This window comes from Angustibacter speluncae (assembly GCF_054777815.1).
Map to the genome: position 1 here is coordinate 19482 of NZ_BAAHAF010000163.1, position 26377 is coordinate 45858.

Annotated in this window: 31 protein-coding genes; 15 read left to right on the top strand and 16 right to left on the bottom strand. The window is 74.5% G+C overall.

Going from position 1 to position 26377, the window contains the following annotated elements:
- Window positions 1–29: 29 nt before the first annotated feature.
- Window positions 30–599 (bottom strand): GNAT family N-acetyltransferase, encoded by a 570-nt coding sequence (locus ACYVKY_RS18180; protein ID WP_460436395.1) that lies wholly within the window; start codon window positions 597–599, stop codon window positions 30–32.
- Window positions 600–644: 45 nt separating this feature from the next.
- Between ACYVKY_RS18180 and ACYVKY_RS18185 the strand changes: the two genes are divergently transcribed.
- Window positions 645–1235 (top strand): protein-L-isoaspartate O-methyltransferase family protein, encoded by a 591-nt coding sequence (locus tag ACYVKY_RS18185; protein ID WP_460436396.1) that lies wholly within the window; start codon window positions 645–647, stop codon window positions 1233–1235.
- A gap of 29 nt (window positions 1236–1264) precedes the next feature.
- Complete coding sequence (locus ACYVKY_RS18190; RefSeq protein ID WP_460436397.1) at window positions 1265–1561, top strand: hypothetical protein; 297 nt, start codon at window positions 1265–1267, stop codon at window positions 1559–1561.
- Window positions 1562–1580: 19 nt separating this feature from the next.
- Here ACYVKY_RS18190 and ACYVKY_RS18195 read toward each other — a convergent pair whose 3' ends face one another.
- From ACYVKY_RS18195 to ACYVKY_RS18220, 6 genes are all read right to left on the bottom strand, one after another.
- Window positions 1581–2588 (bottom strand): sigma-70 family RNA polymerase sigma factor, encoded by a 1008-nt coding sequence (locus tag ACYVKY_RS18195; RefSeq protein WP_460436398.1) that lies wholly within the window; start codon window positions 2586–2588, stop codon window positions 1581–1583.
- On the bottom strand, window positions 2585–3349 hold the full coding sequence (locus ACYVKY_RS18200; protein WP_460436399.1) for an alpha/beta fold hydrolase: 765 nt from the start codon (window positions 3347–3349) through the stop codon (window positions 2585–2587). Before ACYVKY_RS18200 ends, ACYVKY_RS18195 begins: the two co-directional genes overlap by 4 nt.
- Before the next feature lie 171 nt (window positions 3350–3520).
- Window positions 3521–4063 (bottom strand): MOSC domain-containing protein, encoded by a 543-nt coding sequence (locus ACYVKY_RS18205; RefSeq protein ID WP_460436400.1) that lies wholly within the window; start codon window positions 4061–4063, stop codon window positions 3521–3523.
- On the bottom strand, window positions 4056–5264 hold the full coding sequence (locus tag ACYVKY_RS18210; RefSeq protein ID WP_460436401.1) for an MFS transporter: 1209 nt from the start codon (window positions 5262–5264) through the stop codon (window positions 4056–4058). Before ACYVKY_RS18210 ends, ACYVKY_RS18205 begins: the two co-directional genes overlap by 8 nt.
- A 33-nt stretch (window positions 5265–5297) precedes the next feature.
- The gene (locus ACYVKY_RS18215; RefSeq protein ID WP_460436402.1) at window positions 5298–5735 is read right to left on the bottom strand and encodes a MarR family winged helix-turn-helix transcriptional regulator; all 438 of its coding nucleotides are present in this window, start codon (window positions 5733–5735) and stop codon (window positions 5298–5300) included.
- A 129-nt stretch (window positions 5736–5864) separates the two neighbouring features.
- A complete protein-coding gene (locus ACYVKY_RS18220) occupies window positions 5865–7139 on the bottom strand; it encodes an endonuclease/exonuclease/phosphatase family protein (protein ID WP_460436403.1) in 1275 nt (424 codons plus the stop codon).
- A 114-nt stretch (window positions 7140–7253) separates the two neighbouring features.
- Between ACYVKY_RS18220 and ACYVKY_RS18225 the strand changes: the two genes are divergently transcribed.
- Genes ACYVKY_RS18225 through ACYVKY_RS18240 form a run of 4 tightly spaced genes read left to right on the top strand, consistent with a single transcriptional unit; the run spans window position 7254 to window position 12867 of the window.
- A complete protein-coding gene (locus ACYVKY_RS18225; protein WP_460436404.1) occupies window positions 7254–9464 on the top strand; it encodes a putative bifunctional diguanylate cyclase/phosphodiesterase in 2211 nt (736 codons plus the stop codon).
- 51 nt (window positions 9465–9515) lie between these two features.
- Entirely contained in the window at window positions 9516–10919 is a 1404-nt protein-coding gene (locus ACYVKY_RS18230; protein WP_460436405.1) for an FAD-binding oxidoreductase, read from the top strand.
- A complete protein-coding gene (locus ACYVKY_RS18235; RefSeq protein ID WP_460436406.1) occupies window positions 10916–12247 on the top strand; it encodes a class I SAM-dependent methyltransferase in 1332 nt (443 codons plus the stop codon). The genes ACYVKY_RS18230 and ACYVKY_RS18235 overlap by 4 nt, the downstream gene beginning before the upstream one ends.
- Window positions 12244–12867 carry a DUF2332 family protein gene (locus ACYVKY_RS18240; protein WP_460436407.1) on the top strand — a complete coding sequence of 208 codons (624 nt, stop codon included), beginning with the start codon at window positions 12244–12246 and terminating at the stop codon, window positions 12865–12867. The genes ACYVKY_RS18235 and ACYVKY_RS18240 overlap by 4 nt, the downstream gene beginning before the upstream one ends.
- 6 nt (window positions 12868–12873) lie before the next feature.
- Here ACYVKY_RS18240 and ACYVKY_RS18245 read toward each other — a convergent pair whose 3' ends face one another.
- Both ACYVKY_RS18245 and ACYVKY_RS18250 read right to left on the bottom strand, forming a co-directional pair.
- Complete coding sequence (locus tag ACYVKY_RS18245; protein ID WP_460436408.1) at window positions 12874–14118, bottom strand: FAD-binding oxidoreductase; 1245 nt, start codon at window positions 14116–14118, stop codon at window positions 12874–12876.
- Between the two features lie 28 nt (window positions 14119–14146).
- Window positions 14147–14536 (bottom strand): PPOX class F420-dependent oxidoreductase, encoded by a 390-nt coding sequence (locus tag ACYVKY_RS18250; RefSeq protein ID WP_460436409.1) that lies wholly within the window; start codon window positions 14534–14536, stop codon window positions 14147–14149.
- A gap of 76 nt (window positions 14537–14612) precedes the next feature.
- On the opposite strand from ACYVKY_RS18250, the gene ACYVKY_RS18255 reads away from it, so the two are divergent.
- Complete coding sequence (locus ACYVKY_RS18255; protein WP_460436410.1) at window positions 14613–14981, top strand: YciI family protein; 369 nt, start codon at window positions 14613–14615, stop codon at window positions 14979–14981.
- Between the two features lie 9 nt (window positions 14982–14990).
- On the opposite strand, the gene ACYVKY_RS18260 is transcribed toward ACYVKY_RS18255, so the two are convergent.
- From ACYVKY_RS18260 to ACYVKY_RS18275, 4 genes are all read right to left on the bottom strand, one after another.
- The gene (locus ACYVKY_RS18260; protein ID WP_460436411.1) at window positions 14991–15371 is read right to left on the bottom strand and encodes a RidA family protein; all 381 of its coding nucleotides are present in this window, start codon (window positions 15369–15371) and stop codon (window positions 14991–14993) included.
- 95 nt (window positions 15372–15466) lie between these two features.
- Window positions 15467–16507 carry a DNA polymerase III subunit beta family protein gene (locus ACYVKY_RS18265; protein ID WP_460436412.1) on the bottom strand — a complete coding sequence of 347 codons (1041 nt, stop codon included), beginning with the start codon at window positions 16505–16507 and terminating at the stop codon, window positions 15467–15469.
- Window positions 16508–16541: 34 nt separating this feature from the next.
- Entirely contained in the window at window positions 16542–17297 is a 756-nt protein-coding gene (locus tag ACYVKY_RS18270; protein ID WP_460436413.1) for a sulfotransferase family protein, read from the bottom strand.
- Window positions 17294–17770, bottom strand: coding sequence for a pyridoxamine 5'-phosphate oxidase family protein (locus ACYVKY_RS18275; RefSeq protein ID WP_460436414.1), 477 nt, complete (start codon window positions 17768–17770; stop codon window positions 17294–17296). Before ACYVKY_RS18275 ends, ACYVKY_RS18270 begins: the two co-directional genes overlap by 4 nt.
- Window positions 17771–17840: 70 nt before the next feature.
- Between ACYVKY_RS18275 and ACYVKY_RS18280 the strand changes: the two genes are divergently transcribed.
- Together ACYVKY_RS18280 and ACYVKY_RS18285 are read left to right on the top strand one after the other, a co-directional pair.
- Complete coding sequence (locus tag ACYVKY_RS18280) at window positions 17841–19184, top strand: HNH endonuclease signature motif containing protein (RefSeq protein ID WP_460436415.1); 1344 nt, start codon at window positions 17841–17843, stop codon at window positions 19182–19184.
- 18 nt (window positions 19185–19202) lie between these two features.
- Window positions 19203–19598 carry a hypothetical protein gene (locus tag ACYVKY_RS18285; protein ID WP_460436416.1) on the top strand — a complete coding sequence of 132 codons (396 nt, stop codon included), beginning with the start codon at window positions 19203–19205 and terminating at the stop codon, window positions 19596–19598.
- Window positions 19599–19607: 9 nt separating this feature from the next.
- Here ACYVKY_RS18285 and ACYVKY_RS18290 read toward each other — a convergent pair whose 3' ends face one another.
- Window positions 19608–20858, bottom strand: a complete 1251-nt coding sequence (locus ACYVKY_RS18290) for a DUF445 domain-containing protein (protein ID WP_460436417.1) — start codon at window positions 20856–20858, stop codon at window positions 19608–19610.
- A gap of 60 nt (window positions 20859–20918) precedes the next feature.
- On the opposite strand from ACYVKY_RS18290, the gene ACYVKY_RS18295 reads away from it, so the two are divergent.
- Window positions 20919–21701, top strand: coding sequence for an LLM class F420-dependent oxidoreductase (locus tag ACYVKY_RS18295; protein WP_460436418.1), 783 nt, complete (start codon window positions 20919–20921; stop codon window positions 21699–21701).
- A 2-nt stretch (window positions 21702–21703) separates the two neighbouring features.
- Here the strand turns inward: ACYVKY_RS18295 and ACYVKY_RS18300 are convergent, their stop codons facing one another.
- The gene (locus ACYVKY_RS18300; protein ID WP_460436419.1) at window positions 21704–21985 is read right to left on the bottom strand and encodes an RNA-binding protein; all 282 of its coding nucleotides are present in this window, start codon (window positions 21983–21985) and stop codon (window positions 21704–21706) included.
- Between the two features lie 62 nt (window positions 21986–22047).
- Here ACYVKY_RS18300 and ACYVKY_RS18305 point away from each other — a divergent pair, with 62 nt between their 5' ends.
- The 4 genes from ACYVKY_RS18305 to ACYVKY_RS18320 are packed head-to-tail and all read left to right on the top strand — an operon-like array spanning window position 22048 to window position 24947.
- Complete coding sequence (locus ACYVKY_RS18305; RefSeq protein ID WP_460436420.1) at window positions 22048–22683, top strand: SRPBCC family protein; 636 nt, start codon at window positions 22048–22050, stop codon at window positions 22681–22683.
- A gap of 9 nt (window positions 22684–22692) precedes the next feature.
- Window positions 22693–23025: an ArsR/SmtB family transcription factor gene (locus tag ACYVKY_RS18310; RefSeq protein WP_460436421.1), complete on the top strand. Its 333-nt coding sequence runs from the start codon at window positions 22693–22695 to the stop codon at window positions 23023–23025.
- 4 nt (window positions 23026–23029) lie between these two features.
- The gene (locus tag ACYVKY_RS18315; protein ID WP_460436422.1) at window positions 23030–24346 is read left to right on the top strand and encodes an MFS transporter; all 1317 of its coding nucleotides are present in this window, start codon (window positions 23030–23032) and stop codon (window positions 24344–24346) included.
- A gap of 25 nt (window positions 24347–24371) precedes the next feature.
- Window positions 24372–24947: a DinB family protein gene (locus ACYVKY_RS18320; protein ID WP_460436423.1), complete on the top strand. Its 576-nt coding sequence runs from the start codon at window positions 24372–24374 to the stop codon at window positions 24945–24947.
- On the opposite strand, the gene ACYVKY_RS18325 is transcribed toward ACYVKY_RS18320, so the two are convergent.
- The gene (locus tag ACYVKY_RS18325) at window positions 24944–25234 is read right to left on the bottom strand and encodes a putative quinol monooxygenase (RefSeq protein ID WP_460436424.1); all 291 of its coding nucleotides are present in this window, start codon (window positions 25232–25234) and stop codon (window positions 24944–24946) included. The two genes, ACYVKY_RS18320 and ACYVKY_RS18325, sit on opposite strands and share 4 nt — an antisense overlap.
- A gap of 77 nt (window positions 25235–25311) precedes the next feature.
- Between ACYVKY_RS18325 and ACYVKY_RS18330 the strand changes: the two genes are divergently transcribed.
- On the top strand, window positions 25312–26376 hold the full coding sequence (locus ACYVKY_RS18330; protein ID WP_460436425.1) for a glutathione S-transferase family protein: 1065 nt from the start codon (window positions 25312–25314) through the stop codon (window positions 26374–26376).
- Window position 26377: the final 1 nt, after the last annotated feature.

Sequence of the window (26377 nt, forward strand, 5' to 3'; positions counted from 1 at the left end):
GTGCTCGCCTCGCGGAGTCGCCCCCCCTCTCAGGGGCGCGGGTCGCTCGCCAGCACCGCCATCGTGTGCACGTCCTCGTAGGCGCCGTCCCAGCGCAGGGCGTCGCGGCGCGTCCCCTCGAGCACGAAACCGGCCTTCTCGTAGACCCGGCGGCCGCGCGGGTTGCTCGCGTGCACCTCGAGCTCGATCCGGTGCAGCCCGACCACGTCGAGGCCGAACGCGACGACCGCGCGGGTGGCCTCCGTCCCGTAGCCCTGCCCGCGCACCAGCGGGCTCCCCAGCGCGATCCGGAAGCCCATCGAGCGGTTGTCGGGGTCGAGCTCGTTCAGCACGACCTCGCCGAGGTAGGCGCCGTCGTCGGCCCGCAGCACCGCCCAGTCGGCGCGGTCGTCGGCGTCCGGCAGGCGGGTGAGGAACGCGAGCACCTGCTCGCGGGTGAAGGTGGCGTGGGTGCCGGTGTGCCGCATGCCCTCCGCGTCCTGCAGGCCCGCCCAGGCGTGGTCGAGGTGCTCGGGTCCGTGCTGCACGAGCCGCAGGCGCTCGGTCGCGAGCTCGGGCTGCGGACGCAGCGCGGACAGGTCGAGGGGACGCTCGCTCATGGCGGCAGGGTGCCGTGCCGGGGCGCCCGGAGCACACTGGGTTCCGTGCCCGCGGCACCGCACGGCCCCGGGACCGACCCCACGTCGGTCGACTCCGCGCTGCGGCTCGCGCCGCGGCACCGCTTCCTCCCGCCCGACCAGCGCCCGCTCGCCGACGCCGACCGGCCGCTGCCGATCGGGCACGGGCAGACCAGCTCGCAGCCGCGCACGGTGGTCGACATGCTGACGCTGCTCGACGTGCACCCGGACGCGCGGGTGCTCGACGTCGGTGCGGGGTCGGGGTGGACGACGGCGCTGCTGGCGCACCTGGTCGGACCCACCGGCGAGGTCGTCGGCGTCGAGCTCGAGCCCGACCTGGCCCGCTGGGGAGCGGCGAACCTCGAGGCGGCCGACGTGCCGTGGGCGGTGCTCGAGCAGGCGGTGCCCGGGGTGCTCGGGCGGCCGGACCTGGCCCCGTTCGACCGGGTGCTGGTGTCGGCGGCGGCGCGCGAGCTGCCCGCCGACCTGGTGGCGCAGCTCGTCGTGGGCGGGGTGATGGTGTGCCCGGTCGACGGGCGGCTGCTGCGGGTGGCGCGCACGGCGTCCGGGACCGAGGTCGAGGAGCACGGCAGCTACCGGTTCGTCCCGTTGCGATGAGTCGCGGGTCGGCCGCCGGTCGTACCTGCGTGACCGAGGACCTGCTCGCCCGCCTGGCAGCCGCCCCGCAGCTGCCCGCGGCGTTCGTGCGCCGGGTCACCGAGCTGCCGCCCGGCGACTCGCTGGTCTACGACCCGGCGCAGTGGCGCGGCGCGATCGTGGTCGTGCGCGAGGGCGTGGTCGAGGTGCGGCTGGCCTCGGGCGTGCGGCGCACGTTCGCGGCCCGCGACCTGCTGTGGCTCACCGGGCTCGACGTCACCGAGCTGCACAACCCCGGGCTGGAGACGGCGGCGCTGGTCTCGGTGCGCCGGCGCCAGGACGCCTGAGCGTCCCGGCGCCGCGCGGTCAGTCGAGGCGGGACGGGACGCCGAACTCGGCGAACAGCCGGGTGTCGAGGAAGAACGTCATGCCGGTGATGCGCCCGCCCGACACCTCGAGCGACTGGATCGCCCACGGCTCGTAGCCGCCGTTCGCCGACGGCTTGTACTGCGCGAAGCCCGGACGCCCGTTCACCATCACCGGCACCAGCTTCGAGCCGCGGCAGGCGGCACCGGGGCCGACCATCCACGCGGTGACGTCGTCGGGACCCTCGAGCCACAGCGAGAACGGCGGCATGTTCTGCGTGACGTCGTCGGCGAGCAGCTGCACCAGCGCCTGCATGTCGTACCGCTCGAAGGCCGAGACGTAGCGCGTGAGCAGCTCCTCGTGCGCCTCGTCGAGCGGGTCGAGCGGGGTCTCGCCGAGCCCGGTCTCGCCGATGGTGGCGCGGGCGCGCTGCAGGGCGCTGTTCACCGACGCGACGGTGGTGTCGAGCAGGGCGGCCACCTCGTCGGCCTTCCAGCGCAGCACCTCGCGCAGGATCAGCACCGCGCGCTGGCGGGCCGGCAGGTGCTGCAGGGCGGCGACGAACGCCATCCGCACGGAGTCGCGGGCGACGGCGACGTCGGCCGGGTCGGCGGCGGTGAGGTCGATGCGGCCGTCCGGCACCGGGGTGACCCAGGTGGCCTCGGGCGCCGGCTCGCCGAGCGAGCCCACGACCGGCTCGGACGGACCGCCGAACTCCATCGGCACGGCCCGGCGGCCCGACTGCTCGAGCATGGTCAGGCAGACGTTGGTGGCGATCCGGTAGATCCAGGAGCGGACGGACGAGCGTCCCTCGAACTTGTCCCACGCCTTCCAGGCCCGGACCATCGTGTCCTGCACGGCGTCCTCGGCGTCGAACGACGAGCCGAGCATGCGGTAGCAGTAGCCGGTGAGCTCGCGCCGGTAGCGCTCGAGCTGCTGGGGGCCGCCCTCGCGCGGGTCGGGCTGGTCCACCGCGACGGTGCCCTCGGCGGGTGCGACTTCGGTCATGCGGGCGCCTCCTTCGACGTCGCCGCCGACCCTAGACCGTCCCCCCGACGGTGCCCAGGGCGTCCGGCGGCCCGGCCCTCCTGCCAGCGCACCCACTCCAGGACGGCGACGAGCTCGTCCGGGTGCGACAGCGCGGCCATGTGGCCGCCGGCGGTCTCGTCCGGGTGGATGCCGAGCCGGTCGCGCGTGTACCGGCGGACCAGGTCGAGCGGCAGCAGCCGGTCGTCGCGGCAGGCGACCACGCGGGTGGGCACGTCGGGCCAGGCGTCGAGGGGCCACGGCTCGTCGAAGGCGCCCACCTCGTCGGACGCGTGCGCGAGCGCCTCGGCGACGACCTCGGGCGGGACGTCGTGCCAGAACAGCGCGTCCTCGTCGAAGACCCCGGGGTCGCGGCCCTGCTCGCGCGCGAGCGCGGCCGCCGCCTCCGGCTGCCCGACCGCGTCCCACCAGTCCGAGCCCGACTCCCCGGGTACGGGCACCATCGGCGCGAGCAGCACCAGCAGGTCGACCGGACGCCGCGCGCAGGCGAGCGGCGCCGACAGCGCTCCCATCGAGTGCGCGACGACCACGACGTGCGGGTGGTCGCCGACCGCCTCGGCCACCAGGTCGGCGTACGCCTGCAGGCCGGCTGCGGGGTCGGCCGCGGGCAGCTGCACCGCTGCGACCTCGTGCCCGCGGGCCTCGAGAAGGGGCACCACGCGGTGCCAGTCGTGGGCGCTGCCGCCGCCGCCGGGCACCAGGACGTACCGGGTTCCGCTCATGCAGGACCGACCGGCGCCGCCCGCGGAACTCATCGCCGCCCGGACCGCCGTGGTCGGGCGAGCCGGGCGGACGGACGCCCGATCGCCGCCGCTGGCGACCTCGTTCGCGCATGCGCAGTACAGGGGCGAACGGGGCCTGCGGACGCCCCGGTACTCCACATCCGTCGCGGGTCAGACCACCTCGAGGCGGACGTGCGGGCCGTCCGGGAGCTCGACCGTGACGCCGTCGCCGGCGCGCACCTCGCCGCCGGTCTCGACGACCGACATCACCCCGGCCCGCAGGTCGGGCCCGTCGGGACCGGGACGCACCGCCACCTTCAGCAGACCCGGCCGGAACCGGTCGATCTGCACGCACGGGTTGCGCAGGCCGGTGACCCGGACGACGGCGTCGGGGCCGAGCCGCAGCCGGGTGCCGCGCGGGAGGCGGAGCAGGTCGAGGCCCTCGGTGAGGACGTTCTCGCCCAGCTCGCCGGGGCCGACCTCGAACCCTGCCTCGCGCGCCTCGTCGAGGAACTCACGGGCCACGAGGTGCACCTGCCGCAGGTTCGGGACGGTGGGGTCGCGACGCACCCGCGACCGGTGCCGCACGGTCTCGCCGAGGTGGGCGTCGCCTCGCACACCGAGCCCCTCGACCAGCTCGACGACCGGGCGGACGACCTTGCTGAACCGGTGCTCGCCGTCGCTGCTGACGGCGAGCACCCGCGCGTCAGGCATCGCCGACCGTGACGGCCTCGGCCTCGGTGCGCGCCGGGACGGGCGCGTGGGCGTCCTCGCCCTCGGCGCCGCGCAGCAGCGGGCGGGCGGCGAGCAGGAGCAGGACGGCGGCCACGACCGCCGATGCTCCCACCCAGAACGGCAGGTGCAGGTTGCGCTCGCCCAGCGTCCCGGCGAGCCAGGGGGCGACCGCACCACCGGAGAACCGGACGAACGAGTACGCGGCCGAGGCCGTCCCGCGCTCGACCGGTGACACCCGCATGACGGTCTCGGTGATGAGCGTGTTGTTCACCCCCAGGAACCCGCCGGCCAGCACGACGCCGACGACGAGCACCGGCTTGTGGTCCGTCCAGACCGCCATCGCGACCAGGGTGAGGGCGAACCCGGTGAGCGCGAGCGCCGTCCCGGTGACCGTTCCGACGGCGCGCTGGACCCGCGGCGCGACCACGACGGACGCGAACGCGAGCAGCACGCCCCAGCCGAAGAACACCAGGCCGATGCCGCCGGCCGACATGTCCAGCGGGAACGGGGTGAACGCGAGCAGCGTGAAGAAGCCGAAGTTGTAGAGCAGTGCGACCAGGCCGACCGACAGCAGGCCGCGGTGGCCGAGCGCGCGCAGCGGCGCCGACAGCGGGGTCGGGTGCGCCGGACGCGGGGTGGCCGGCAGCGAGAACGCGGTCACGACGAGCGCCACCGCCATCAGCGCGCCGACGCCGAAGAACGGCCAGCGCCACGACACCGAGCCGAGCGCCCCGCCCAGCAGCGGGCCGGCGGCGATGCCGAGGCCGAGCGCGGCCTCGTAGAGGATGATCGCCTGTCCCACAGAGCCCTTCGCCGCCTGGACGATGGTCGCGAGCGCCGTGGCGATGAACATCGCGTTGCCGAGGCCCCAGAGCGCGCGGAAGGCGACGATGCCGGCGACCGAGTCCTGCGTCCCGGCGAGGGTGGCGCCGACGATGATGACGGCGAGCCCGGCGAGCAGCGTCCACTTGGCGCCGATCCGGCTGGAGAGCCAGCCGGTGCCGAGCATCGCGACGCCCATCACCGCCATGTAGCTGGTGAACAGCAGCGAGACCTCGGACGGGCCGGCGCCCATCTCCTCGGCGATCGGCTGCAGGATCGGGTCGACCAGGCCGATGCCCATGAAGGCGACGACGCAGGCGAACGCGACGGCGTAGACGGTACGGGACTGGCGCCACACGGGGCGGTCACTTCCTCTGCTGGAGAACGGGTGTCAGGCGTGGGTGGGGACGGACGCGGCCCGGGCCAGGAGGCCCTCGAGCACGTCGACGGCCTCGGCGAGGCGGGCGCGCTCGTCGTCGTCCAGCCCGTCGAGCACCGGGGCGAGCACCTCGGCGCGTGCCGCGCGGACGCGGGCGAGGGCGTCCGCACCCGCGGGCGCGAGCGAGATGAGCCAGGCGCGGGAGTCGGCGGGGTCGGCGGCACGGGTGACCCACCCGTGCTCCTCGACCCGGGCGAGCTGGGCGCTCATCGACGGCTGGCTGGTGTGGTCGGCGACGGCGAGGTCGCCCACGCGGGCCGGGCCCAGCTCGTCGACCAGGGCGAGCAGCCGCGCCTGCGCCGGGGGGACGTCGAACCGCGCCCGCTGCGACGCCCAGCGGGTGAGCCGCGCGGTGGTGCGCAGCAGGGCGTCCCCGAGGCCATCGATCATATCGGCAGTCTATATAGATAGCCTATGTATCGCAACACGGCATCTGAGCGAGGCGAGCGGCTGCTTCGCGAGGCCCGCACGCCACGTCCAGGTGGCGGTCACCAACTGAACGTGGTGAACGGACAGTGGTCAGCGGCGGGCGCGCACGTCCACCCACACCGCGCGGTGGTCGGACGAGGGGAACGGGAAGACGCCGGTGAGGCGCGAGAGCGGGTCGGCCTGCACCGGCCAGAACACGCCGGCGCCCTTCACCCGCAGGTCGCGCGAGGGCAGGACGTAGTCGGCGCGCAGGTTCCCGGGCTGGGTGTCGGCGAAGTCGGCGGTGTCGTACCGCGGGTCGCCCTGGTGCGAGGCGTTCGCCCCGCCCTGCAGCGCGGACGCCTCGACGGCCCCTGCCGAGGTGGGCAGCGGGTCCTGGATCCGCGGGTGGTCGAGCAGCTGCTGGATCGCGCCGTCGACCGAGTCGCCGTCGACCGGGTCGCTGTTCTGGTCGCCCGCGATCACGAAGTGCTCGCCGCGGGGCAGCCCGCCGCGCGTCCCGGCGTCGTCGTACACGTACCGCGCGTGGCGCCCGCCGCGCACGTAGTCGGCCCAGAACCGGATCTCGTCGTGGTTGCGGGTGCCGTTGCGGTCCTCGGGCCCGTCGAAGGTGGGCGGCGTGGGGTGCGACACCAGGAAGTGCACCGGGGTGCCGCCCTCGCCGTCGCGGTCGGCACCGACGAGCACGGGCACGTCCCAGTGCGACTTGCTCGACAGCCGCACCACCTCGAGCTCGTCGGCCGAGTACCAGTCGGCGGGGGCCGGCGTGGCGGGGTCGTCCGGCAGCAGGGCACCCGGCATGTCGGCCCACCGGAAGGTCTGGAAGGTGCGCACGGCGTCGGTGTCGATCGGCAGCTTCGACAGCACGAGCATCCCGTACTGGCCCTCGAACTCGCCGAACCCGAACGCGTCGTTGCCGCCGCCGACCGTCCCGCTGTTGTCGAGGTCGAAGCCCGACGGCACACCGGTGTTGGACGGCGCCACGTACGCGTAGGGGTACTCGACCGGCGCGGCCCCGTTCTGCGAGACCTCGAGGTAGTTGTCGCGGAACAGGTCGGCCGCGACGCCGCCGGGGACGTAGTCGAACTCGTTCACCAGCAGCACGTCGGCGTCCATCCGCTGCACGATCTCGGCCACCGTGCGCGCCTGGGCGTTGCCCGGCGTCGACAGGTCGCTCACCAGCTGGCCGGCGGCGGCGCGGTTGAGGGACGCGTTGAAGGTCGCGAACCGCACGGGGTCGTGCCGCGGGGGACCCGCCCGCTCGGCGTCGTCGGCGCTCGCGGGGAGCACGGCGAGGGCGGTCAGCGGCACGGCGAGGGCGGCCGCGGCCAGGACGGTGAGCGGGCGGCGGAGCGGTGGGCGCATACCGCCCATCCTGCTCGCTGCAGGTGAACAACGGGGGAACCGGTCAAGGCGGCCTCCTCGCGCGCCGACACACAGGGTGGACCGTCCGAGCGCACCGACCCGGCAGGAGGCTGCATGGCGCCCAGCGAGCGCACCCGCGCCGCACGGCCGTGGTGGCGCGTCGCCCTCACGGCGGTGCTCACCGTGCTGCTCGTGGCCGGGGAGTTCCTGCTGCTGCAGGCCGTCTACCACCGCGGCGACGACGTGCGCGAGCAGCGCGTCGTGCACGCCGCGCTGCAGGGGGCGCTGGAGTCGGCCACCGGCGACGAGGACGCGGCGTGGTCCGACCGCGCCCGGGCGCAGGTCGAGGGGCTCGCCGCCGCCGGGCTGGCGGCCGACGACGTCGAGGCGCTCGAGCGCGCCGTCGACGACGTGGCGGACGGTCGCGTCGCGGCAGGGCGCGAGGCGGGCCGCGAGGTCGGTGCCGGTCTCGCCGCCCGCAGCGAGCGGGTCGACGGCCAGGCGGCCGCGGTCTACGTGGTGCTGCTCGTCGTGGTCTCGATCGGTTGGTTCTTCTGGTTCCGCCGTCTCGTCGCGCGTCACCGCGCCCTGCAGCAGCGGGTGACCGAGCAGGAGGCGTCGGCGGTCGGCGAGCGTCGCCTGCTCGCGCTCGTCCAGAACGGCACCGACCTGGTGATGGTGCTCGACGCCGGCGGCGGTGCGACGTTCGTCAGCCCGTCGTCGCGGGTCGTGCTGGGGCTCGCGCCCGAGGAGGTCCTCGGCCGCAGCGTGCCCGACCTGCTCGTCGCGGACGACGCCCCCGCGCTCGTCGCGGCGCTGTCACGGCTCGGCCCCGGCGAGGTGGGCCAGGTGCAGACCCGGGTGCAGGACGCCGACCGCGGCGTCCGGGTGCTCGAGGGGACGCTGACCAACCTGCTCGACGAGCCCGCGGTGGGCGGGCTGGTGCTGAGCCTGCGCGACGTCACCGAGAGGCACGCGCTGCAGGAGCGCCTCGCGCACCAGGCCTTCTACGACGGCCTCACCGGGCTCGCCAACCGCCAGCTGTTCACCGACCGGCTCGAGCACGCGCTCGCGCTGGGGCGCGAGGTGGCCGTGCTGTTCTGCGACCTCGACGACTTCAAGACCGTCAACGACAGCCTCGGCCACGGCGCCGGCGACGCGCTCCTCGCGACCGTCGGCGAGCGGCTGCGCGACGCGGTGCGACCGGGCGACACCACGGCACGTCTCGGCGGCGACGAGTTCGCCGTGCTGCTCGAGGACACCGACCCCGCCACCGCGGCCGAGCTCGCCACCGCGCTCGTCGACGCGATGAGCCGGCCCGCACGGGCCGGCGACACCACCGTCCCGCTGCAGCTGAGCATCGGGGTCGCGACCACGGCGGGCAGCGGACGCGACGGCGCCGGCCTCCTGCGTGACGCCGACCTCGCGATGTACCGGGCCAAGTCGTCCGGCAAGGCGCTCGGACGCTCGACCGTCGTCGCGTACGAGGAGTCGATGCACGTCGACGCGGTCCGCCGGCTCGAGCTGCGCTCGGAGCTGCACCGGGCCCTCGACGAGGACCAGCTGGTGCTGCACTTCCAGCCGACCGTCGACATCCGCGGCGGCGCCGTCACCGGCGTCGAGGCGCTCGTGCGCTGGCAGCACCCCGAGCGCGGGCTCGTGCCGCCCGGCGAGTTCGTGCCGCTGGCCGAGCAGACCGGGCTGATCGGGCGGCTGGGGTCGTGGGTGCTGCGCGAGGCGTGCCGGGTGGGCGCGGAGCTGCAGGAGCACGGCCCGCTGACGGTGTCGGTGAACGTCGCGGCGCAGCAGCTGCTGCAGCCCGCGTTCGTGCAGGAGGTGCTCGGGGTGCTGGCCGCGACCGGGCTGCCCCCGCAGCGGCTCGTGGTCGAGCTCACCGAGAGCGTCCTGGTGGGCGACCTGTCCTCCGCCGCACCGCGCCTGGCGGCGCTGCGCGAGCACGGCGTGCGCGTGGCGATCGACGACTTCGGGACGGGCTACAGCTCGCTGCAGTACCTGTCCGACCTGCCGGTCGACGTGCTCAAGGTCGACAAGTCCTTCGTCGACCAGGTGACCTCGCCCGACGGCGGGGGAGCCTCCATCACCGAGACCGTCATCGAGATGGGTCGCCGGCTCGGGCTCGTGGTCGTCGCCGAGGGCGTCGAGCAGGTCGAGCAGCACGAGTGGCTCCGGCGCGCGTCGTGCGACCTCGGGCAGGGCTACCTGTGGAGCCGGCCGGTGCCGGCGTCGGAGCTGGCGTCGCTGATCCGCGGGCCCGGTCCGGGCGTCCCCGCCCCCCGCACCGCCCGGGGCGGCGTCCCCGCCTGATCCGCCCGAACGGGGGTGACCGTCGTCGGTGGCGGGTGCCACAGTGACGGCATGGTGGTCCTCGACCCCGCGGTCCGCACCCGCCACGACGACGCGGTCGACCGGCTGCTCGCCTCCTACGCGGCCGTGCCGCCCGGCGAGCAGGTGCGGCTCGCCAAGCGCACCTCCAACCTGTTCCGCCCGCGCGGCGCCGCGACGCGGCCCGGGCTCGACGTGTCCGGTCTGGGCGGGGTGCTCGGCGTCGACCCGGTCGCGCGCACCGCCGACGTGCAGGGCGTGTGCACCTACGAGGACCTCGTCGACGCCACCCTCCCCCACGGCCTGGCGCCCCTGGTCGTCCCGCAGCTGCGCACGATCACCCTCGGCGGGGCGGTCACCGGGCTCGGCATCGAGTCCACCTCGTACCGGCACGGCCTGCCGCACGAGTCGGTGCTCGAGATGGACGTGCTCACCGGCGCCGGCGAGGTCGTGCGCGCCACCCCCGACGGCGAGCACGCCGACCTGTTCGCCGCGTTCCCCAACTCCTACGGCACGCTCGGGTACGCGACCCGGCTGCGGATCGAGCTGCACGAGGTGGGGCCGGCGGTGCTCACCCGCAACGTCCGCTTCACCTCGCTCGACGACCTGCAGACCGCGGTCGGCGCCCTCGTCGACGACCCCGTGTGGGACGGCGAGCCGGTCGACTTCCTCGACGGCGTGGTGTTCTCGGCCGACGAGTCGTACCTGGTGGTCGGCCGGTCCGCGGATCTCGACGAGGCCCGCCGGCTCGGCCCGCCGAGCGACTGGACGGGGCAGGTGCCCTACTACCGCTCGCTGCAGGTGCGCGAGACCGACCGGCTGACGGCGTACGACTACCTCTGGCGCTGGGACACCGACTGGTTCTGGTGCTCACGGGCGTTCGGCGCGCAGCACCCCGTCGTCCGGCGCCTGTGGCCGCGGCGGTACCGGCGCAGCGACGTCTACCACCGCCTGGTGGGGTTCGAGCACCGCCACCACGTGGCGGCCGCGGTCGACCGGTGGCGGGGGCTGCCTGCGCGCGAGCGGGTCGTGCAGGACGTCGAGGTGCCGGTCGAGCGCACCGCCGACTTCCTGCGCTGGTTCCTGCGCGAGGTGCCGATCGCGCCGATCTGGCTGTGCCCGTTGCGGTTGCGCGGCGGTGCGGCCGCCCGCAGCTGGCCGCTGTACCCGCTCGAACCCGACCGCACCTATGTGAACGTCGGGTTCTGGGGCACGGTGCCCGTCGTGCCGCCGCGCACCGACGGCGACGTGAACCGGCTGGTCGAGCGGGAGGTCACGCGGGTGGGCGGCCACAAGTCGCTCTACTCCGACGCGTACTACGACCGGGACGAGTTCGACCGCCTGTACGGGGGGTCGCACCACCGGGCGGTCAAGGAGAGGTACGACCCGCAGCAGCGGCTGCCGGGTCTGTTCGAGAAGGTGGTGGGCCGGGGGTGACCGGGTTGCTGAAGACCGACCAGGGCACCGGAGAGGCACCCGTGCGGGTGGCCGACCTGGTGCAGGCAGTGGTCGAGGGTCCGATCCCGTTGCGGGTGAGGGCGTTCGACGGTTCCGAGACGGGCAACGACGGGTCGGGCATCGTGCTCGACGTGCGGACGCCGCAGGGACTGCAGTACGTCGTGACGGCGCCGGGCGACCTGGGTCTCGCCCGCGCCTACCTCACCGACAACCTGCGCGTCGACGGCGTGCACCCGGGCGACCCGTACCCGCTGTTCGAGACGCTGCGGCAGGTGCGCACGCATCGTCCCACCGCCGGTGAGATCGCCCGTCTGGCACGGGGTCTGACCCGCACCTTCGGTGCCGGTTTCCTGCGCCCACCGCCACCCCCGCCGCAGGAGGCGCCGGCCCGCTGGCGGCGCACGGCGCACCAGCTGCGCGAGCGGGCGAGCCGCGCGCAGCGTGCCGGCGAGGCGATCCACCACCACTACGACGTCGGCAACGCCTTCTACGAGCACGTGCTCGGCCCGTCGATGACCTACACCTGCGCCGTCTTCGACACGCCGGACGACTCCCTCGAGCAGGCGCAGGCGCGCAAGTACGAGCTGGTGGCGGGCAAGCTCGCGCTGCGTCCCGGCATGCGGCTGCTCGACGTCGGGTGCGGGTGGGGCGGGATGGTCCGGCACGCGGCCCGCGAGCACGGCGTGCGCGCGCTCGGGGTGACGTTGTCGGCCGAGCAGGCGGCGTGGGCGCAGGCCGCGATCGAGCGCGAGGGGCTCTCGCACCTGGCCGAGGTGCGCCACCTCGACTACCGCGCGGCCCCGGCCGAGGAGTTCGACGCGGTCTCCTCCATCGGTCTCACCGAGCACATCGGGGTGCGCAGGTACCCCGCCTACTTCCGGTTCCTGCGCAGCCGGCTCCGCGAGGGCGGGCGCCTGCTCAACCACACCATCACGCGACCCCACGGCCGGGTCGGCGCACGCACCGAGCCGTTCACCGACCGGTACGTCTTCCCCGACGGCGAGCTCGCTTCGCCGGGGCGCGTGGTCACCGAGGTGCACGACGCCGGCTTCGAGGTGCACCACGACGAGAACCTGCGGCTGCACTACGCGCACACCCTCGCCGCGTGGAACCGCAACCTGGTCGAGCGCTGGGACGAGTGCGTGGCCGAGGTCGGCGAGGCGACCGCCAAGGTGTGGGGCCTGTACATGGCCGGGTCGCGGCTCGCCTTCGAGACGAACGGGCTGCAGCTGCACCAGGTGCTCGCCTCGAAGGTCGGTCCGCGCGGCGAGACGGAGTTCCCGCTGCGCCCCGACTGGACCCCGTGACGTCACGGCGCGAGGCGCTCGAGCAGTCGTCCGACGCGCCGCGGTGCGCGGTGCTGCGTCCGGCCGTGGCGCACGCCGCGCACCGGGCGGGCGCCGACGCCGTCGGGCTGGTGTCGCTCGGGGCACCGGTCGGCCTCGACCTCGAGCTCGACCGCGTCGGCGTCCGGTACGGCGACGGGCCGGTGCTCGGCGACCCGGACGCCGACGTGCAGGTCGTGTCGCGGGTCGTGGGTCCCGGGCGCCTGCCCGGGCACCCGCTGCCGCCGGTGGTCGCGCGGGCGGCGGCCGAGGTCGACGTCGTCGACGCCGTGGTCGACGCCGTGCCCGCCGGGGCGCTGCCGGTGGTGACGAGCACGTGGGCGCTGTCGCGGCTGCGGCCGGCGCGGCGGGAGGCGTTCCTCGCGGCGCTGCGCGACGCCGCGTCGTCCCGTCCGCTCGCGTGGGTGTCGGTCGAGGGGGTCGGCGTCGCGCCCTCGGTGCCGACGCTCGGAGACCGGCCGGCCTCGGGGCACTCGATCGTCGCGGTCGCACTGGTCGACGCGGGCGGCCCGCAGGTCGAGGTGGTCGGCCGGTGCTGGTCGCGCGGACGGGTGCTGTCGTGGCTGGCGGCGCCGACCTGACCTCGGCTAGCGGCGGACGTAGGTCTCGACGAAGTCGTTGGTGAAGACACCGTCCGGGTCGAGACGCGTTGCGAGCGAGCGGAAGTCGCCGAGACGCGGGTAGAGGTCGGCCACGACGGCCGGGTCGAGCGAGAACACCTTGCCCCAGTGCGGCCGCGCCTCGAACGGCGCCAGCGCCTGCTCGAGCGCGGCGGTGGCGCGCGCGACGCCCACGGCGTCCGGCGCGAAGGTGAAGTGCAGGCCGAGCAGGTCCTGCCCGCGCGTCGGGCTCAGCCACAGGTCGTCGGCGGCGACCGTGCGCAGCTCCGACACCTGCAGCACCGGCCGCACGTCGTCGGCCACGGCGCGGACGGCGGCGACCGCGGCCGCGCCGTGCTCGCGGTCGACGTAGTACTCGGTCTGCAGCTCGTCGCCGCTGCTCGGCGTGAACTCCATCCGGAAGTGCGGCAGCCGCTCGTGCCAGCGTCCGGGCACCCCGCCCTGCACGGTGCAGGTCTCGCCCTTCAGGCCGGGGATCGGGTGCCGGGCGCCGTCGACGGGACGGCCGCCGGCCCAGCCCAGGTCGTCGTCGGGGTCGCCGACGCGCTGCTTGACCCAGACGTCGCCGACCTCGTCGCCGTAGAGGGTGAAGACGCTGACGCTGTAGCCGGACCCCATCACGCGGTCGAGGCCGTCGCGGTCGAGCAGCACGTCCCAGCCGACGCCGTCGAACACCGTCTGGCGGACGTCGAACGTGGGCCGGGTGTCGAGCGTCAGGTGGGTGAGCACGCCGAGCGCGCCGAGAGAGAGCACCGTGCCCTCGAAGCCGTCGTCGCCGCGGCGCACGGTGACCAGGTCGCCGGACGCGGTGACCAGCTCGGCCTCGCGGACGGTGGCCGCGATGCACTGGTTGTGGTCGCCCGATCCGTGGGTGCCCGTCGCGGCGGCGCCGGCCACCGAGATGTGCGGCAGCGACCCGGTGTTCGCGAGCGCGAGGTCGTGCGGGTCGAGCGCGAGGGCGAGCTCGCCGAAGGTCGTGCCGGCCGAGACGCGCACCGCGTCGCCGCCGTCGACGACCTCGACCTCGTGCGGCAGGTCGGCCACCGAGACGAGCAGGCCGCGGGTGTCGGCGACGGTCGAGAACGAGTGCCCGGTGCCGAGCGCGTGCACGTGGCTGTACGACGAGACGATCCGGCGGAGCTCGTCGACGTCCGCGGGACGCACGACGCGCTCGGCGGCGAAGGTGACGTTGCCGGCCCAGTTGGTGACCACGCCCGAACGCTACCCGCGGACGGGTCGGCTACTTGCGGGTGACCTTGTCGACGCTCATCACCAGGATCACGCGGTCCGCGCTGTCGGGCGGCGGCTGCTGGTCCGGGTCGCCGTAGCGCTGCCCGAGCCGGACGTAGAACGCCCCCGTCGGGTCGGGCCGCGTCTCGACCAGCGCGCCGCGGACCTCGACGAACCGCATCGGGTCGTCCGGGTCGACCACGAGCAGGCTCATCGACGGGTTCGCCTGCAGGTTGCGGTACTTGGCCCGGTAGGTGGTGTGGGTGAACAGCAGGTGCTCGCCGTCGTACTCGAACCACATCGGGTTCACCTGCACCGTGCTGTCGGGCCGCACCGTGCCGAGCGCCGCGAACAGCGGGCGCTCGAGCAGGTCGACCAGGTCCTGCGGGACTGCGCTCATGCCCCTGCCAACCCTGGTGCCCTGGGCCGTGTTCCCGGCACCGATGGGTCCGGGAGCGGGGCACGGTCCGACCTGCATGACCCAGTACCTGCTCTCCGTCCCCCACGACTCCGACGAGGAGCCGACCATGGCCACCATGGACCCGGCCGAGCTCGAGGCGGCTCTGGCCGCCACGGGCGCGATCATCGCCGAGCTCAGCGCGTCCGGCGCGATGGTGTTCGCCGGCGGCCTGATGCCGCCGTCGTCCGCGATCACCGTCGACGCCACCGGCGACGCGCTGTCCACCGTGCACGCACCCTTCACCGAGGCCTCCGAGTACCTCGGCGGCTTCTGGGTGATCGACGTCGCCGACGAGGCGACCGCCCTCGACTGGGCCGCGCGCGCGTCGAAGGCGCTCGGCGGCCGAATCGAGGTCCGTGCCTTCCAGGAGGTCCCGCAGGGCTGAGCCAGGCCCTCAGCCGACGATCGCGGTCATCCGCACCGACACGAGCACGCCGGGGATCTCCGGTCCGAGGCGGGCCACGTACCGGGCCGGCGGGTCGACCGGGAAGTGCTGCGCGAACGCCTCGTTCAGGCCGGCGAAGTCGTCCGGCCTCGCGAGCAGCACACCCACCTCGACGACGTCGTCGTGCGTGCCGCCGCCGGCGGCGACCACCCGCTCGCAGTTCCGCATCGCCTGCAGGGCCTGCTCGACCACCCCCGGACCCGCCATCTCGCCCGTGGCGGTGTCGAGCCCGGTCATGCCCGACACGTGGATCTGGTTCCCGACGCGGACGCCCTGCGCGAACAGCGGCGACTGCGGGGCGTCCGGGGTGCTGATGGTCCGACGGGCCATGGTCGCCTCCGACCTCGGGGTGGTGGTGGGGTGGCCAGCCTGCTCCTCGACCGGGACGCCCGTCCACGGACTGCCGGGCAGCCTCCGGCCACCGGTCAGGCGGGCTGGTCGAGCCGGACGGGCATCAGGACCGACATCGTGCCGACCCGGGCGGGGTCGCGGATCGCCAGCGGCGCGATCGGGTCGTCGAGGCCGAGGGTGAGCTGGTCGCCGTCCTGCAGCGCCTGCAGCAGGAAGTCGCGGTTGACGGCGACGACGACCGCGTCCGGGTCCTCGCTGGGTCCGACGCGCACGCCGTCCGCCCCGATGCTGATCCGGCTGACGTCGTAGGTGACGCCGTCGTCCTCGCGGACGTGCGGCTCCGTCGCGCCGGCGCGCAGCGCCGCCCGCAGCGCGCCGGCGTCGACGGGCACGGTGCGGTGACCGTGGTCGAGCAGCACCTCGTACGAGGGGAAGTCGACGTCGGGGACCTCCGCGTGGACGGTCGTCGCGCCGCTGGTGAACGTGACCGTGCCGTCGGCCACCGTGACCTCGACGGAGCCGGCGAGGTCGGCCGCGAGCAGCTCGTCGACCGCCCCGGCGGGCACGACGACGTGCAGCCCGGTCGGCGCGGGCGTCGCGACCGCGCTGGTCGCCAGCCGGTACCGGTCGGTCGCGACCACCCGGACGCGGTCGCGTCCGCCGTCGAGCAGGACGCCGTGCAGGCGGGGCTGGTCGGGGTCGTCGCACATCGCGAAGCGGACGTCGCGCAGGGCGCGCAGGAGGTCGGCGGCGGGCAGGGTGCAGCGGTGCATGGTGGTCTCCGGGTGCTCGAGCAGGCGGTGGACGTGGGAGATCTCCCTGCGGGCGTCGGCCAGGCCGGCCTCGAGCCGGCGGAGGTGCGCGGCCAGGACGGGCCCCGCGGCCGACGGGTCCGTCAGGACCCGCCGGATCTCCTCCAGCGGCAGGCTGACCCGGCGCAGGTGCGCCACGAGCCGCGCGTCGACGACCTGGTCCGGCGCGTAGTACCGGTACCCGGACGAGGGGTCGACCACCGACGGCGGCAGCACCCCCGCCCCGTCGTAGAAGCGCAGCGCGCTGACGGGCAGCCCGCTCAGGCTCGCCAGCCGGCCGATGCCGAGCAGCTCGTTCTCCACGTCGAGCACCCTCCTGTCTCGACCTGCTCGAGGGTCAAGGGACGACATCCTGCCCTGGTGCGGACGTCCCGGGTCGGGCCCGTCGTCGTGCGTCGCGCTCCAGCCGCGTCGCGCGACGGGCGAGGTAGTCGGCGGTGCTGTTCTCGTGCGGGAAGGGCAGATCCGGCACAGGCAGGCCGAGCGCGCGGCACAACGGCTCCCAGCCGTCGCCGGGCTGCCACTCGACCAGGCGGTCCGGCGGGACCTCGGCCCGCACCTCGTCCGCGCGCCGCCGGTAGCCGGCCAGGAGCCCGTCCAGGTCGTCGAGGTCGCCGAGGTCGCCGAGGTCGCGGAACAGCACCTCGAACAGCGGCACCAGCGGGTCACGGGGGTCGCCCGCCAGGATCTCGCGCGTCCGGGGCAGGACCGTCGCCTGCATGCTCTGCAGCCACACCTGCGGGTCGGCGCGCAGCGACAGCAGCACCGGTGCGTCGGGGTACGTGGCGGCCAGCTCGCGCCAGCAGGTCGAGAAGGGCGCGTCGACGCCGGCCGCGTAGCCGGAGAGAAACTCGTCCCACACCGGAGGGTCGCCGGTGATCGCGGCGGCCCAGGTGCTCGCCTGCTCGGGGTGCGCCATCACCTCGCTCATGTGGTGGACGGGCGCACCCAGCAGGTGGCGCAGCGCTTCCCGCAGCGACGACGTGCCGGTGCGCGGCAGGCCGGCCCCGATCAGCCGCAGCACCGTCTCGCCACCCTCATCGACCACGGGTCCCGCACCGGTGGCCTCCACGGGCACCGCGCGCTCGTTCACGCCTCGCCGGGTCCTCCGAGCCAGTGGCCGTCGCGCAGCAGGTCGCGGTCGGCGAGCTCGTTCTCCTCGCGCCACGCCTGCACCAGGGTCGGCCGGACGAACGCGTAGACGTACGGCGTCCGCAGCACCCGCGGGTCGAAGCCCGACTTCGCGGCGAACGCGTCGCCGAGGTCCCGGTCGACCTCGGCGGCCGGCACCAGCCGGACCGTCCCCTCGACGAGGACGACGTCGCGCACCTGGCCGAGCCCGATCCGCACCGGCGCACCGCCCGCCCAGTTGCGCGCGGTGGGGCTGCACGCGTTCGTCGCGAGGACGAGCTCGCCGTCGTGCCACAGGAACGACAGCGGCACCATCCACGGCGAACCGCCAGGGCCGGCGGTCGCGACCCAGCAATCGACCTCGGCGGCGAGCAGCCGCAGCGTGTCGTCGCGTCGTTGCTGCGCGTCGCGCGGTGGTGCCGGTTGGTCGGTCATGCCGCCGGACGCTACTCCTCTGTGCGGTTGCAGGACAACGACTGTCAGTGGTGGCGTCTAGGGTCGGAGCATGTCGGTGGGGGCCGTGGGTGGGCAGGGTGCGGGTGGTCTCGCGCTCGTCGAGCAGGGTGTCGACGACCTGCTCGGTGCCCCGTTGTGGTCGCTGTCGGACGCGCAGGTGCGCGAGCGGATCGTCGCGATCACGGTGCAGGAGGCGCGGCTGTCGGCGGCCAAGGCGGCGCTGCTGCGGGAGTCGGTGTCCAGGGAGGCACCGGACGCCCGTGGGCGTCGTGGTGCGGTCACGAAGGCGGTGCTGACCGACCGGTGCCGGGTCAGCGGTGGACGGGCGAAGGCCGACCTGGAGAACGCGGCGGTCACGTGCCCGCAGTCCGGGGACCTTCGCGCGCTGGGGGCGGCGTGGGGAGCCGGCGAGGTGACCCGTGAGCACGTGACGGTCGCGAGGGCGTGCCTGGGTCGGTTGCCGCGTCAGCTGGTGCGGGAGCGGCGGGACGAGGTCGACGCCGAGCTGACCACGCGGGCGCGCGAGTGGGACCCGAAGTCCGCGGAGGTGCTGGCGCAGCACCTGCTCGACACGTTGCTGCCCGACGGTAGCGACCGGTTCGACGAGTTCGCCCACAAACGGCGCCACGTCGCTGTCACCACGGACTCCACCGGGATGGTGCTGGTCTCCGGGCAGCTCGACGCCGCCGCCGGGCTGGCCTTCACCGCGACCCTGGACGCGATCGCCGAGCAGGATCGCCACGACCTGCGCGCCGGCGGCGACCCCGACGTGCGCACCCGCGGGCAGCGCCGCGCCGACGCCCTGGTCACCATGGCCGAGCTCGCCGGCGCGCACCTGCGTCTGCCGCACGAGGACGGGGTGAAGACGGCGGTGCCGCGGGTCGTGGTGCACGTCGACGCCGACCAGCAGGCCGCCACCACCACGACCGGTCAACAGGTCTCGCCCGGCACGCTGGCGCGGCTGGTCTGCGACGCGATCCTGGAGAAGGTGATGCTGTCGTGCGGCCGGGTGGTGTCGATGAGCACGCTCGGCCGGCTCGCCACCCCAGCCCAGCGCGCTGCGCTGGCCGCACGGGACGGCGGGTGCGTGTGGCCAGGCTGCACCGCACCACCCAGTCTCTGCGAGGCCCACCACGTGATCTGGTGGTCCCGCGGCGGTCCCACCACGATCGAGAACCTGGCGCTGCTCTGCACCCGGCACCACACCCAGATCCACGCCCAACCCGAGCACGGCTGGGTGATGCTGGTCCGTGACGGTCGACCGGTGTTCCGCCCACCCGCACACCACGGCCACCCACCAGGCACGCTGCTGGGCAACACCTTCCACGACGACGTCCGCGCCGCGCGCGCCACCGGACGACGCTGGCGCGCGCCCGACCCCGACCCGCCGTGAGTGTGGAACGGTGCTGCCATGGACCACTCGGTGCTCGACCGTCTCATCGGGTCCGACCTGGGCTCGGTCGTGTTCGTCCGCGACTACCTCCAGCTCGACCTCGACGCCGGGCGGTTGACGCTGCTGGTGTGGCCGGTCGTGGTGACCGGCACCGGAATCTCGCGTTTCGGGGACCCCGGGTACCGAGACGTGCTCTGCAGCCTCATCGGGCACCCCGTGACATCCACCACCGAGTCGTCCGAGTCCGGGCTGGTGCTGCGGTTCGAGGCCGGGGAGCTCGTGGTGCGCCCCGCAGCGTGCGAGCTCGGGGGTCCCGAGATCGCCCTGCTCGACGTGCCTGCCACCGAGACGTCGGAGCGCGTGTGGATGTGCTGGCGCCCGGGCGAGGGCGTCTTCGCCGACGTCGCTGAGTGAGACGGCCCCTCAGAGCAGCTGCGACACCGCGTGGATCGTCACGCCCACGAGCCCGCCGACGACGGTGCCGTTGATCCGCACGAACTGCAGGTCGCGCCCGACGTGCAGCTCGATCCGGCGCGCGGCGTCCTGCCCGTCCCACTGCTGCACGGTGTGCGAGATGGCGGACGCCAGCTCGGAGCCGTAGGTCTCGACCGCGAACACCACCGCGTCGGCCGTCCGGGCGTCGACGCGCGCCCGCAGCTCGGCGTCGTCGACGAGCCGTCGTCCGACGTCCCCCAGCGCGGCGGCCGCGCGCTCGTGCAGCGGGCCACCGGGCGACAGCAGCGACTCCACCACCGCCGAGCGCACCGACTCGGCGACGGCGGTGGCGGCGTCGGCCGTCCCGGGGTTCGACAGCACCCGCACCTTGAGCGCCTCGGCCCGCTCGCGGGTCGCCTCGTCGTGCTGCAGGTCGCGGGCGAGCTGGGTGAGCAGCGAGTCGAGCGCGAGCCGCACCCGGTGGTTCGGGTGGTCGCGCACGTCGCGCACCCAGCGCACCGCCTCGTCGTGCACCTTGTCGACGACCCGGTCGTCGAGCCACGACGGGGACCACCACGGCGCCCGGTCGCGGACGATGCGCTGCACCGCGTCCTCGTTGTCGAGCAGCCAGTCGTGCGCCTCCGCGACGAGCAGGTCGACCAGCGCCCGGTGCGCGCCGTCCTCGACGACGCCCTCGAGCAGGTGCCCGGCGACGGGCGCCAGGTCCTCGGACGCGAGCCGCGGCAGCAGCGCCTGCTCGACGAACGCGCGCACCTCGTCCTCGTCGAGCGCGCGCAGGCCGCGGCCGAGCGCCGGCGCGACCTCCCGCACCACCCGCTCGGCGTTCGCGGGGACGGCGAGCCAGCGACCGACCCGCAGCGCCGGCTCGGCGGCGAGCACGCGGCCGCGGGCGACGTCCGCGGTGAGGAAGTTCTCGGTGACGAACTGCTCCAGGCTCGCGCCGAGCGCGTCCTTGCGCTGCGGGATGAGCGCGGTGTGCGGGATCGGCAGGCCCAGCGGGCGGCGGAAGATCGCGGTGACGGCGAACCAGTCGGCCACCGCACCGACCATCGACGCCTCGGCGCCGGCGTTGACGTACCCGAGGAAGCCGTCCCGCTCGAACGTGAGCACGTAGACCAGGGCGGCGAGCAGCAGCAGGCCGAGGGCGACCGCCTGCATCCGGCGCAGGGCGCGCAGCCGGTCGGCGTCGGTGACGCCGGGCGTCGTCGGTGTCCTCACCGGCGACAGCCTGCCCCACCGGGCGCGCGGGGGCAGGCGGGCCGTCCTAGCGTGGCGGTCATGACCTCTCGAACGATCCGCGTGGGCGTCCAGATCCAGCCGCAGCACTCCGACTACGCCGGCATCCGGCGCGCGGTGGCCGAGGCCGAGGAGCTCGGCGTCGACGTCGTCTTCAACTGGGACCACTTCTACCCGCTCTACGGCGAGCCCGAGGGCGAGCACTTCGAGTGCTGGACGATGCTCGCCGCCTGGGCCGAGCAGACCTCGCGCGTCGAGATCGGCGCCCTGGTGACCTGCAACAGCTACCGCAACCCCGAGCTGCTGGCCGACATGGCCCGCACCGTCGACCACGTCAGCGACGGCCGGCTGATCCTGGGTATCGGGTCGGGCTGGTTCGAGAAGGACTACGACGAGTACGGCTACGAGTTCGGGACCGCCGGCGGCCGCCTGGACGCCCTCGGTGAGGCGCTCCCGCGCATCGAGTCGCGCCTCGGCAAGCTGAACCCGGCGCCGACCCGCGACATCCCGGTGCTCATCGGCGGCGGCGGCGAGAAGAAGACGCTGAAGATGGTCGCGCAGCACGCCGACATCTGGCACGGCTTCGGCGACGCCGACGTGGTCGAGCGGAAGGTGAAGATCCTGGACGGCCACTGCGCCGACGTCGCCCGCGACCCCGCCGAGATCGAGCGCTCGGTGGGCGTCGAGGGCGACCCGGCCGAGACCGGCCAGCGCCTGCTCGACCTCGGCGTCAGCCTGTTCACCGTCGGCACGGGCGGTCCGGAGTACGACCTGTCGACCGTCCGGAAGTGGGTCGCCTGGCGCGACGCCCAGCAGCGCGGCTGAGCCTAGAGCCGCTCCACGAGCTCCTTGGCCTCCTTGAGGCCGAGTCCGGTGCGGTCGCGCACCACCCGGATCGCCTCGATCTTCTTGCCCCGCTGCACCAGTCGCCAGACCTGCTCCTGCAGCTCCGCGGGCAGCTCGCCGGCAGACGCGGGCAGGGTCGGCCGGGTCGCCCGCTCGAGCTGCTGCACCCTGCGCCGCAGCCTGAGCACCTGCTCGAACAGGAGGAACACGGCGAACGCCAGCACGAGGACGGCGGTCCAGGTCAGTTCGGCGAGGCTGTCCACGCTGCACACCCTAACCGGATTCGGTCTTGACTTATTTAAGTGTTGGCTGAAAGATTGCCGCCATGACCTCCCCCATCGAGATCGTCGGCGGCATCGACCGCACCGTCAGCACCACCAGCCGCGACGGGCAGGAGGCGAAGGTCGTCCGGGCCTCGCGCTCGTACCCGTCCCCGGTCGAGGACGTCTGGGACGCCCTCACCTCCCCCGAGCGCATCCCGCGCTGGTTCTCCCCGGTCACCGGCGACCTGCGCGTCGGCGGCCGCTACCAGGTCGAGGGCAACGCGGGCGGGGAGGTGCTCACCTGCGAGCCGCCGCACGCGTTCTCGCTGACCTGGGAGATGCAGGGGACGTCGTGGGTCGAGGTGACGCTCGAGCCCGAGGGCGACGGGACGCGGCTGCGGCTGGTGCACACCGCCCACGTCCCCGAGGAGTTCTGGGGCACCTACGGCCCCGGCGCCGTCGGGACCGGCTGGGACCTGTCGCTGCTCGGCCTGCACCTCCACCTGGCCTCCGGCCAGGACGTGACGAAGGACCACGGCGAGGCCTGGACCGGCTCGGACGAGGGGCGCGCGGTGATGGCGACGAGCAGCCGCGGCTGGGCCGACGCGTCGATCGCCGACGGCACCGACGAGCAGGCCGCCCGCGCCGCCGAGGCCGCCACCACCGCCTTCTACACCGGCGTCCCCGCCGACGCCTGAGCGTCGACGGTGCACGCGTTCGACGTCCTCGGTGACCCGGTGCGGCGCCGCGTCCTGGAGCTGCTGGCCGATGGCGAGCGATCGGCCGGCGAGGTGGCCGACGTCGTCCGCGACGAGTTCGGCATCTCCCAGCCCGCGGTGTCGCAGCACCTGAAGGTGCTGCGCGAGAACGGTTTCGCGACGGTGCGCGCCGAGGGCACCCGCCGGCTGTACGCCGTCGACGGCAGCGGCCTGCAGCAGGTCGACGCCTGGGTGCGGCAGTTCAGCGGCTTCTGGGAGCAGCGCCTCGACGCGCTCGGCACCGAGCTCGCCCGAGGCCGCCGCGCGCGGGGGCGAGACTAGGGACGTGCCCGCACTCCCCAAGGCCCTCGTTCCGCTGCGCACGCCGGCCTACCGGTGGCTCTTCGGGTCGCTGGTGTCGTCCGTGCTGGGCTCCGGCCTGGTGGTCATCGCGATGTTCTGGCAGATCGTCGAGCTCGGCGGCGGGCCGGGCCAGGTCTCGTTCGTCCTGACGGCCACGGGTCTCGGGCTGGTCGCGACGACGCTGCTCGGCGGCGCGCTGGCCGACCGCGTGCCGCAGAAGCGCATCCTGCTGGCTGTCGAGCTGGTGAACGCCGCCGTGCTGGGGCTCGTCGCCGCCCTCGCGTTCGCCGGTGCGCTCCGGGTCTGGCAGCTGGCCGCCGCGTCGCTGCTCACCGGCCTCGCAGCCGGGCTGTACTACCCCGCGTACTCGGCGGTGCTGCCGTCGCTGCTGCCCGCGCAGGACCTGCTCGCGGCCAACGGCATCGAGGGGACGCTGCGCCCGGCGCTCATGCAGGCCGGCGGTCCCGCGGTCGCGGCGGCGCTGGTGGCGACCTGGTCGCCCGCGGTGGCGCTCGCGGGGGCGGCCCTGTGCGCCCTGGCCGCCGGCGCGTTCGTGCTCGGCATGCCGCTGACGCCGGTGCGGCGTGAGCAGGTCGACGACGGCACCCACCCGGTGCGCCAGGTGCTCGTCGACGTCCGCGACGGGTTCGTCTACATGGCCCGCACGCCGTGGCTGCTCGCGACGCTCGTGTTCGCGAGCCTGATGTGCCTGGTCTTCCTCGGCCCGTTCGAGGTGCTCGGCCCGTTCGCGATCAAGGACCGTGCCGGCGGCGGCCCCGCCGAGCACGCCTGGGTGCTCGCGGCGTTCGGCATCGGTGGCGCCCTGGGTTCGCTGGCCATGGCCTCGCTGCGGCTGCCGCGGCGCTACCTGACCGTCATGAACCTGGTCTGGGGCCTGTCCTGCGTCCCGCTCGTCGTGCTCGGCACGGCGACGTCGGTCTGGCCGATGGTCGCCGCGGCGTTCGTCGTCGGCGCGGGTTTCCAGGTGGGCACGGTCATCTGGGGCACCCTCCTGCAGCGACGGGTCCCCCCGCACCTGCTCGGGCGCGTCTCCAGCCTCGACTTCTTCGTCTCGCTGGCGTTCATGCCGGTGTCGATGGCGCTCGCCGGCCCGGTCAGCACGGCGATCGGGCTGCAGGCGACCTTCCTGGTGGCCGGCCTCGTCCCGCCCGTGATCGCGGTCGTCGCGATCCTGTGGGCGCGGCTGCCCGCGGACGAGCTCGCGCACCCGCTGGACGTGCCCGCCGACCCGTCGGAGCCGGTCGAGCAGGACGCGTCGCCTTCGTCCAAGACCTCCTGACGGGGGTCGGGTGCAGGATCGGGGCATGAGCACCGACGTCGCCGACCTGTCCCCCGCCGACCGCTACCGCCTGCTGGCCGAGCGGTTCACCGGCTTCGTCGAGGCGGTGCGCGACGACCGCTGGGGCTCGCCGAGCCCGTGCGAGGACTGGACGGCCCGCGACGTCGTGGCGCACGTGGTGGGGTCCCAGCGCGGGTACGTCGAGGGCGCCGGCGAGACGCTGCCGCCCGCGCCCGACGCCGACCGCGACCCCGTCGGGGCGTGGACGGCGACCCGCGACGGCGTGCAGGCCCTGCTCGACGACCCCGCCCGGGCCGGCCGCGAGGTCGAGGGCCGGACGGGCAGAGGCACCCTCGAGGGCACGCTCGGCCTGTTCCACTGCGTCGACCTCGTCGTGCACGGCTGGGACCTGACCCAGGCGGCCGGTCTGCCGAACGACGTGCCGTCCGACCAGCTCGCGTGGGCACGCGGCCTGGTCGAGCAGATGGCCGACATGGCCCGGTCCCCGGGCGGTTTCGGCGCCGAGGTCGAGTCGCCCTCCGACGCCGACGAGACCACCCGGACGATGGCCTTCCTCGGCCGCCGCCCGGTGGCCGCCTAGAGCCGGGTGCCGTCCCCGGCCTCGTACTCGTCGACGGCGGCCTCCCGGATCTGCGCGGCCTGCTCACCGTCCACCCCGCTGCCGCGGAACGCGTCCAGCGCCTCGCGCGAGGTCCAGCGCTCGACGACCACGACGCGTCCGGGGTCGACGGAGCAGGCGGTGATCGCGAGGTCGAGGCACCCCTCGGTGGCCCGCGCCTGCTCGACGACGGCGCGGCAGCCGTCCACGTACGCGTCGCGCTCGGCGGGATCCACCCGCAGCCACCCGGTCACGATGATCGTCGTCATGCAGGAACGACCCCGGCCGCGGCCGCGGCTCATCGGCCCGGACCTGCGACGACTCGTTGAGCGTGCAACGATCAGGCATGGCTGAGCAGCAGGGCGGGTACGTCTCCGGCAGCGGCGACTTCGACCGCGACACCGACTACGTCACCGACCGCATCACGACCGACGGTGCGATCGGCGACGACGGCCTCGGCGTCCCGGCCGGCGACGGCGCGCGGCACTGGCCGGTCGAGGCCGGCCGCTACCGTCTGGTCGCGGCGCGGGCGTGCCCGTGGGCGAACCGCACGATCATCGTCCGCCGCCTGCTCGGTCTCGAGGACGCCATCTCGCTCGGCATGCCCGGTCCCACCCACGACGAGCGCTCGTGGACCTTCGACCTCGACCCGGACGGGCGCGACCCGGTGCTCGGGTACGAGCGGCTCCAGGAGGCGTTCTTCGCGCGGTTCCCCGACTACCCCAAGGGCATCACCGTCCCGGCGGTGGTCGACGTCCCGAGCGGCAAGCTCGTCACCAACGACTTCCCGCAGATCACGATCGACTTCTCGCTGCAGTGGACCGCGCACCACCGCGACGGCGCGCCCGAGCTCTACCCCGAGCGGCACCGCGACGAGATCGACGAGGTCGCGAAGCGCGTCTACACCGAGGTGAACAACGGCGTGTACCGGTGCGGGTTCGCCGGCACCCAGGATGCCTACGAGAAGGCGTACGACCGGCTCTGGACCGCGCTCGACTGGCTCGAGGACCGGCTCACCACCCGCCGCTACCTCGTCGGCGACACGATCACCGAGGCCGACGTGCGGCTGTTCACCACGCTGGCGCGGTTCGACCCCGTCTACCACGGCCACTTCAAGTGCAACCGGTCCAAGCTCAGCGAGCTGCCTGCGCTGTGGGGCTACGCGCGCGACCTGTTCCAGACCCCCGGCTTCGGCGACACCACCGACTTCGCCCAGATCAAGCAGCACTACTACGTGGTGCACACCGACATCAACCCGACCCAGGTCGTGCCGAAGGGTCCGGACCTGTCCGGCTGGCTCACCCCGCACGGGCGGGAGTCGTTGGGCGGCAGGCCGTTCGGCGACGGCACCCCGCCCGGTCCCGTGCGTCCGGACGAGCGGGTGCCCGAGGCGCACACGCCCCTGCGCTGAG

What these genes read in the sequence shown, in the direction of transcription:
- ACYVKY_RS18180 (WP_460436395.1), bottom strand. Translation starts at nt 599, where the DNA reads ATGAGCGAGCGTCCCCTCGACCTGTCCGCGCTGCGTCCGCAGCCCGAG.
- ACYVKY_RS18195 (WP_460436398.1), bottom strand. Translation starts at nt 2,588, where the DNA reads ATGACCGAAGTCGCACCCGCCGAGGGCACCGTCGCGGTGGACCAGCCC.
- ACYVKY_RS18200 (WP_460436399.1), bottom strand. Translation starts at nt 3,349, where the DNA reads ATGAGCGGAACCCGGTACGTCCTGGTGCCCGGCGGCGGCGGCAGCGCC.
- ACYVKY_RS18205 (WP_460436400.1), bottom strand. Translation starts at nt 4,063, where the DNA reads ATGCCTGACGCGCGGGTGCTCGCCGTCAGCAGCGACGGCGAGCACCGG.
- ACYVKY_RS18215 (WP_460436402.1), bottom strand. Translation starts at nt 5,735, where the DNA reads ATGATCGATGGCCTCGGGGACGCCCTGCTGCGCACCACCGCGCGGCTC.
- ACYVKY_RS18220 (WP_460436403.1), bottom strand. Translation starts at nt 7,139, where the DNA reads ATGCGCCCACCGCTCCGCCGCCCGCTCACCGTCCTGGCCGCGGCCGCC.
- ACYVKY_RS18225 (WP_460436404.1), top strand. Translation starts at nt 7,254, where the DNA reads ATGGCGCCCAGCGAGCGCACCCGCGCCGCACGGCCGTGGTGGCGCGTC.
- ACYVKY_RS18230 (WP_460436405.1), top strand. Translation starts at nt 9,516, where the DNA reads ATGGTGGTCCTCGACCCCGCGGTCCGCACCCGCCACGACGACGCGGTC.
- ACYVKY_RS18250 (WP_460436409.1), bottom strand. Translation starts at nt 14,536, where the DNA reads ATGAGCGCAGTCCCGCAGGACCTGGTCGACCTGCTCGAGCGCCCGCTG.
- ACYVKY_RS18255 (WP_460436410.1), top strand. Translation starts at nt 14,613, where the DNA reads ATGACCCAGTACCTGCTCTCCGTCCCCCACGACTCCGACGAGGAGCCG.
- ACYVKY_RS18260 (WP_460436411.1), bottom strand. Translation starts at nt 15,371, where the DNA reads ATGGCCCGTCGGACCATCAGCACCCCGGACGCCCCGCAGTCGCCGCTG.
- ACYVKY_RS18275 (WP_460436414.1), bottom strand. Translation starts at nt 17,770, where the DNA reads ATGACCGACCAACCGGCACCACCGCGCGACGCGCAGCAACGACGCGAC.
- ACYVKY_RS18280 (WP_460436415.1), top strand. Translation starts at nt 17,841, where the DNA reads ATGTCGGTGGGGGCCGTGGGTGGGCAGGGTGCGGGTGGTCTCGCGCTC.
- ACYVKY_RS18285 (WP_460436416.1), top strand. Translation starts at nt 19,203, where the DNA reads ATGGACCACTCGGTGCTCGACCGTCTCATCGGGTCCGACCTGGGCTCG.
- ACYVKY_RS18295 (WP_460436418.1), top strand. Translation starts at nt 20,919, where the DNA reads ATGACCTCTCGAACGATCCGCGTGGGCGTCCAGATCCAGCCGCAGCAC.
- ACYVKY_RS18305 (WP_460436420.1), top strand. Translation starts at nt 22,048, where the DNA reads ATGACCTCCCCCATCGAGATCGTCGGCGGCATCGACCGCACCGTCAGC.
- ACYVKY_RS18320 (WP_460436423.1), top strand. Translation starts at nt 24,372, where the DNA reads ATGAGCACCGACGTCGCCGACCTGTCCCCCGCCGACCGCTACCGCCTG.
- ACYVKY_RS18325 (WP_460436424.1), bottom strand. Translation starts at nt 25,234, where the DNA reads ATGACGACGATCATCGTGACCGGGTGGCTGCGGGTGGATCCCGCCGAG.
- ACYVKY_RS18330 (WP_460436425.1), top strand. Translation starts at nt 25,312, where the DNA reads ATGGCTGAGCAGCAGGGCGGGTACGTCTCCGGCAGCGGCGACTTCGAC.